Raw genomic sequence first — 6,305 nt, 5'->3', positions numbered from 1 at the left:
GGCGACGGCACGCAGCTTCTCTTCGTACTTGCGCCCGTGGTGAGCGCAGAAGAGCAGTTCGCTGCCGTTCACCTCTGCGGCGATGTACGCCTGCGCTCCGCAGGAATCGCATCGGTCGGCCGCGGTCAGGCGGTAGTCGAGGACGGCGGTCTGGTGGTCGTGTGTTGAGGTCATGCTCATCTCGGTGCCTCCTCGGGATGTCGCGCTGCTGTCGGTCTCCACATACAACCACGCAGACCTCCGAATCATGCCCCGCGGCAGGGACATTTCGCTCAGCGCGTACGCCCGCGACCGCGCCGGGCGTGTCAGTCTGCTGTCGGCCGAGTGTGTCGAGGGCCTGCTGTCGGCCGCCCCGGATAATCTTGAGGATTGTGACTTCCGAGTACTCCGCCCATCATCTCCAGGTATTGGAAGGTCTCGAGGCCGTACGCAAGCGGCCCGGCATGTACATCGGCTCGACCGACTCGCGCGGCCTCATGCACTGCCTCTGGGAGATCATCGACAACTCCGTCGACGAGGCCCTCGGCGGGCACGGCGACCGCATCGACATCGTCCTTCACTCCGACGGCAGCGTCGAGGTGCGTGACCGCGCACGCGGCATCCCTGTCGACATCGAGCCGCGGACCGGGCTGTCCGGTGTTGAGGTCGTCTTCACGAAGCTGCACGCCGGCGGCAAGTTCGGCGGCGGCTCTTACGCGGCATCCGGTGGCCTTCATGGTGTCGGCGCTTCGGTCGTCAATGCCCTGTCCGAACGCCTGGACGTCGAAGTGGACCGCGGCGGCAAGACGTGGGCGATGTCGTTCCACCGTGGAGAGCCGGGCAACTTCGCCGGCCCGACCCCCGACTCCCCGTTCAGCCCCTTCGAACGCGCCAGCGAACTGCGGTTGGCCGGCAAGACCCGCAAGGGCGTCACCGGAACGCGCATCCGCTACTGGGCGGACCGGCAGATCTTCACGAAGGATGCCGCGTTCAACCTCGACGAGCTCGTGCAGCGCGCCCGCCAGACGGCCTTCCTCGTCCCCGGGCTCGAGATCGTCATCCGTGACGAACGCGGCACCGCGCGCGGCGATGAGGCGGTCGAGACCAGCTACCGGTTCGACGGCGGCATCTCGGAGTTCGCGGAGTTCCTCGCGCCCGACGCGGCCGTCACCGACGTATGGCGGCTCTCCGGCACCGGAACGTTCACCGAGACGGTGCCGGTGCTGCAGCCGACGGGCGCGATGGTCCCCACCGATGTGGAGCGGGAGTGCGTGGTCGACATCGCGCTGCGCTGGGGCACCGGCTACGACACCGTCACCCGCTCCTTCGTGAACATCATCGCCACCCCCAAGGGCGGGACTCACCAGCAGGGCTTCGAGCAGGGCCTCATGAAGGTGCTGCGCGCCCAGGTCGAGCAGAATGCCCGGCGCCTCAAGGTCGGCAACGACAAGATCGAGAAGGACGACATCCTCGCGGGCCTCACGACCGTGCTGACCGTGCGGCTGGCCGAGCCTCAGTTCGAGGGGCAGACCAAGGAGATCCTGGGCACCCCGGCCGTGCGTCAGATCGTCGCGAACGTCGTCACGCGCGAACTGACCGCGCGGTTCACCTCCACCAAGCGCGACGACAAGACCCAGACGGCTCTGGTGCTCGACAAGGTCGTCTCGGAGATGAAGGCGCGCATCTCCGCGCGCACCCACAAAGAGACGCAGCGGCGCAAGAACGCCCTGGAATCCTCGTCGCTCCCCGCCAAGCTCGCCGACTGCCGCACGAACGACGTCGCAGAGTCCGAGCTGTTCATCGTCGAGGGCGACTCTGCCCTGGGAACCGCCAAGCACGCGCGCAACAGCGAGTATCAGGCGCTGCTTCCCATCCGCGGCAAGATCCTCAACGTGCAGAAGGCGTCCGTGAGCGACATGCTCTCCAATGCCGAGTGCGCAGCGATCATCCAGGTGATCGGCGCCGGCTCGGGGCGGTCCTTCGACCTCAGCACCGCCCGCTACGGCAAGATCATCCTGATGAGTGACGCCGACGTCGATGGTGCCCACATCCGCACGCTGCTGCTGACGCTCTTCTTCCGCTACATGCGCCCCCTGATCGAGGAGGGCCGTGTGTACGCGGCGGTGCCGCCGCTGCACCGCGTCATCGTGGTCAATCCCGGCTCCAAGCCGAACGAGACGATCTACACCTACAGCGAGGCGGAGCTGCACGCCCTGCTTGCCAAGCTCACCAAGGCGGGCAAGCGCTGGCAGGAACCGATCCAGCGGTACAAGGGTCTGGGTGAGATGGATGCCGATCAGCTCGCAACCACCACGATGGACCGGGCCGGGCGGACGCTGCGCCGCGTGCGCCTGCAGGATGCCGACGCCGCCAATTCGGTGTTCGAGCTGCTGATGGGAAGCGACGTGGCCCCCCGGCGTGAGTTCATCGTCGAATCCAGCGACCGGCTCGGCCGCGAGCGCATCGACGCCTGATCCCTTCGGTCGGTGAGCGAGCGCAGCGAGACGAAACGACCCGCTCGCAGGAGCCACCGATCAATAAGGTGGGCAGATGACCCTGAGCCACCCGCGCGTCATCCCCGTCCGCAAGGGGCATGTGCGGCCCACCGGATCCTGGCTCTACGTCTGGATCGACGTCAACACCGGCGCAGTCGCCTACGTCGGCGGTACGGGCTTCGATCCCGAGTTGCGGGCGCATCTGCACCTCGCGAGTGAGGATCCTCAACTCGGACGAGTGCGGGCGAGCGTCCCTCAGTACGACGATCGGGACTTCGACGTGCTCGCGTTCGAACTGCCGGAGGGTATCGACCGGCGGGCGGCGAAACGTGCTCTGATTGCGCGGCTGTCCGCCGTTGACGGTGAAGCGGATGACCTGCGGGATGTCACCGATCCGATCATCCAGTCGCTGAACACCCACCGCACCACCGGTAGGTGAGCGAGCGCAGCTGCGCTCCCTCGCTCAGCGATCGTCAGGAGATGACGGTGCCGACGGCGCCGATGACGTCTTCCAGCGGCTGACCCGAGGCGTCGCGCTTCGCGCCCGGCGCGGCGAGCGTGCGCACGGCGCCGTCCGGACCGACCGCACGCGGCTCGACGCCCACCCACGCGAGCGAGAGGGTGTCCTCGCCCTTCAGGAAGCGCTGAGCCCGCACACCGCCAGTGGAGCGCCCCTTCGTCGGGTACTCCGACAGGGCGGAGACCTTGCCGCTGCCGGCATCCGTTCCCGTCAGGGTCTGCGAGGTGTCGGCGATCGTCACCACGACCGCCTCGTCCTCGGCGCCCGCGTCGACCACGCCGAAGAAGATCACGTGCTGCCCATCGGCGAGGCGGATGCCGGCCATGCCGCCGGCCGACCGACCCTGGGGGCGCACCGCGGTCGCTTCGAAGCGCAGCAGCTGCGCATCGGTGGTGACGAAGACGAGCTGGGAGTCGTCGGGGGCGACTGCCGCGCCCACCACGCGGTCGCCGGGCTTGAGCGCGATGATCTCGACATCGTGCTTGTTGCCGATCTCGCTGGCGGCGACGCGCTTGACCACGCCCTGCGCCGTGCCGAGCGCGATCGGCGGGTCCTCCGACAACGGCACGATCGCGAGGACATGCTCGCCGCTGCTGAGGCCGAGGTACTGGTCGGCCCGGGTGCCGGCCGCCAGCTGCACCGAGTTGCCCGGCACTGAGGGCAGGTCGACGGGGGAGAAGCGCACGAGGCGTCCCGCACTGGTCACGGCGCCGAGGTCGCCGCGCGTGGTGGTGTCCACGCTGCAGCGGACCGCGTCGTGCTTGCTGCGGCGCGCCGGCGGCACGATGCCGGTTCCGCCGTCGCCGTCCACGTCGCTGCGCAGGTCGGCGCGGACCATGCGCCCGGTGGCCGAGAGGAAGACGCGGCAGGGCGCGTCGGCGATCTGCAGATCGGCCGGAGCGGCGGCGCGCGAGCGGGCCGACACCGGCGGACCGCCGTTGAGCAGCAGCGTGCGCCGCGGCGTGCCGAAGGTCTCGGCCGCGGCGTCGAGCTCGCGGGCCACCTGCGCGCGCAGCAGCACCTCGCTGGCCAGCAGCTCCTCGAGGTGGGCGATCTCGGCCTTGAGCTGATCACGCTCGGCCTCGAGCTCCACGCGCGAGAACTTGGTGAGCCGACGCAGCCGCAGCTCGAGGATGTACTCCGCCTGCGCCTGCGACAGGTCGAACACGTCCATGAGGCGTGTGCGGGCCTGGTCGCTGTCATCGGAGGCACGGATGACCTGGATGACCTCGTCGATGTCGAGGATCGCGATGAGCAGACCCTCCACAAGGTGGAGCCGGTCCTGTCGGCGCGCCAGCCGATACCGGCTGCGGCGCGTGACGACCTGCAGACGGTGCTGCAGGTAGACCTGCAGCAGCTCCTTCAGCCCGAGCGTCTGCGGCTGGCCCTCCACCAGGGCGACGTTGTTGATGCCGAACGAGTCCTCCAACGGCGTGAGCCGGTAGAGCTGGGTGAGCACGGCCTGCGGGTCGAAGCCGGTCTTGATGCCGATGACCAGACGCAGGCCGTTGTTGCGGTCGGTGAAGTCGGCGACGTCGGAGATGCCGGTGAGCTTCTTGGACGTCACAGCGTCCTTGATCTTCTCGATCACCCGCTCCGGCCCGACCATGTACGGCAGCTCGGTCACGACCAGACCGGTGCGCCGCGGCCCCAGGGACTCGATCGAGACCTTCGCGCGGGTGCGGAAGGTGCCGCGGCCAGTGGCGTAGGCATCCTTCACCCCGTCGAGACCGACGATCACGCCACCGCCGGGCAGGTCCGGCCCCGGAACGAACTCCATGAGCTCTTCGAGCGTGGCCTCGGGGTTGTCGAGCAGATGCACGGCCGCGCCGACCACCTCGATGAGGTTGTGCGGTGCCATGTTGGTGGCCATGCCGACGGCGATGCCGGTGGTGCCGTTGACGAGCAGGTTCGGGAACGCGGCGGCGAGAACTTCGGGCTGCTGGAACTGCCCGTCGTAGTTCGGCACGAAGTCCACGACGTCTTCGTCGAGGCTCTCGGTCAGCGCCAGCGCCGACGGCGCGAGGCGGGCTTCGGTGTAGCGCGCGGCAGCCGGGCCGTCGTCGAGTGATCCGAAGTTGCCGTGTCCGTCGACGAGGGGCACGCGCAGTGCGAACGGCTGCGCCAGGCGCACCAGCGCGTCGTAGATCGCGGTGTCACCGTGGGGATGGAGCTTTCCCATCACCTCGCCGACGACACGGGCGCTCTTGACGTGTCCACGGTCTGGCCGCAGGCCCATCTCGGCCATCTGGTACAGAATGCGCCGCTGCACGGGCTTGAGCCCATCGCGGGCATCGGGCAGCGCGCGCGAGTAGATGACGGAGTAGGCGTACTCCAGGAACGAGCCCTGCATCTCGGTGGAGACGTCCACGTCCTCGATGCGCTCGACGAGGGCGGCGGCGGGGGCGGGGGCTTTGCGCGATGCGGCCATGTACGGTGTTGCGTCCTCGGGTGACGGGGGAGAGTGGGCCGTCGACCCCGTATGGGAGACTGGCCGCGATGTCTTCCAGCCTACCTGCGGACCCGGCCGCGGCCCGGAACCTCACCGGCGTCGTCACGCACCTGCGGGCGTCGCTCGCCGGCGAGGACGACTGGCTGCCGCCCGCCCAGAGCGCGATCGTCTTCGTCGTCGACGGGTTGGGCCGCTCCAACCTCGCCGCCCGCTCCGGACACGCCCGCTTCCTCGCCGGCGCGATGACCAAGAAGGACCTCGCGCACACGGTGTTCCCGAGCACCACCGCCGCCGCCCTCACCAGCCTGCTGACCGGGGTCGAGCCGGGTACGCACGGCATCGTCGGGTACCGCCTGCGCATTCCCGGGACCGACGAGGCCCCCAACCAGCTCAAGGGCTGGGAGAGCCACGGCCTCGACCCGCTGACGTGGCAGCGCGCTGAGCCTCTCTTCGCACGGGAGTCCCGCGCGGGACGGCCCTGCTTCGTCGTCACGAAGTCCGAGTACGCGAACACCGGATTCACCGAGGCGACTCTTCGCGGGGCCACGTTCGTCGGGGCCGACGACCTCGACGAACGCATCGAGCGCGCGGCCGACGCGGCGGCCCGGCATCCGGGCGCCCTCGTCTACCTCTACGCGCCCGAGCTGGATTCGCTCGGCCACCGCCACGGGTGGGAGTCCGACGAGTGGTCGGCGGGGTTGGAGCGGGTGGATGCCGCGGCGCGGCGACTCTCGCAGCTCGTCGCGCCACGCACCGGTGTCGTCGTCACCGCCGATCACGGGATGGTCGACGTGCCGCGGCACCGCCACCTGCTGCTGCGCGACGGCGACGGACTCACCGACGGCGTGCGGGTGATCGG

The 6,305-nt window shown here is 69.3% G+C and carries 5 protein-coding genes; 3 read left to right on the top strand and 2 right to left on the bottom strand.

What is annotated here, in order from left to right; all coding sequences use genetic code 11:
- Positions 1-174: DUF7455 domain-containing protein (locus tag NQ160_RS16355; RefSeq protein ID WP_441338267.1), on the bottom strand; the 174-nt coding region annotated here is incomplete at its 3' end.
- Positions 175-368: 194 nt separating this feature from the next.
- On the opposite strand from NQ160_RS16355, the gene NQ160_RS16350 reads away from it, so the two are divergent.
- Positions 369-2,453, top strand: a complete 2,085-nt coding sequence (locus NQ160_RS16350) for a DNA gyrase/topoisomerase IV subunit B (protein ID WP_257516229.1) — start codon at positions 369-371, stop codon at positions 2,451-2,453.
- 76 nt (positions 2,454-2,529) lie between these two features.
- On the top strand, positions 2,530-2,913 hold the full coding sequence (locus NQ160_RS16345) for a hypothetical protein (protein WP_257516227.1): 384 nt from the start codon (positions 2,530-2,532) through the stop codon (positions 2,911-2,913).
- A gap of 34 nt (positions 2,914-2,947) precedes the next feature.
- On the opposite strand, the gene NQ160_RS16340 is transcribed toward NQ160_RS16345, so the two are convergent.
- Entirely contained in the window at positions 2,948-5,425 is a 2,478-nt protein-coding gene (locus tag NQ160_RS16340; protein ID WP_257516226.1) for a DNA gyrase/topoisomerase IV subunit A, read from the bottom strand.
- A 68-nt stretch (positions 5,426-5,493) separates the two neighbouring features.
- On the opposite strand from NQ160_RS16340, the gene NQ160_RS16335 reads away from it, so the two are divergent.
- Positions 5,494-6,305, top strand: an 812-nt coding sequence (locus NQ160_RS16335; protein ID WP_257516225.1) for an alkaline phosphatase family protein, incomplete at its 3' end; no start/stop codon positions are given.

This window comes from Microbacterium sp. zg.Y909, from assembly GCF_024626565.1.
Note: the sequence above shows the minus strand (reverse complement) of the source record. Positions and strands in the feature narration are given on the sequence as shown.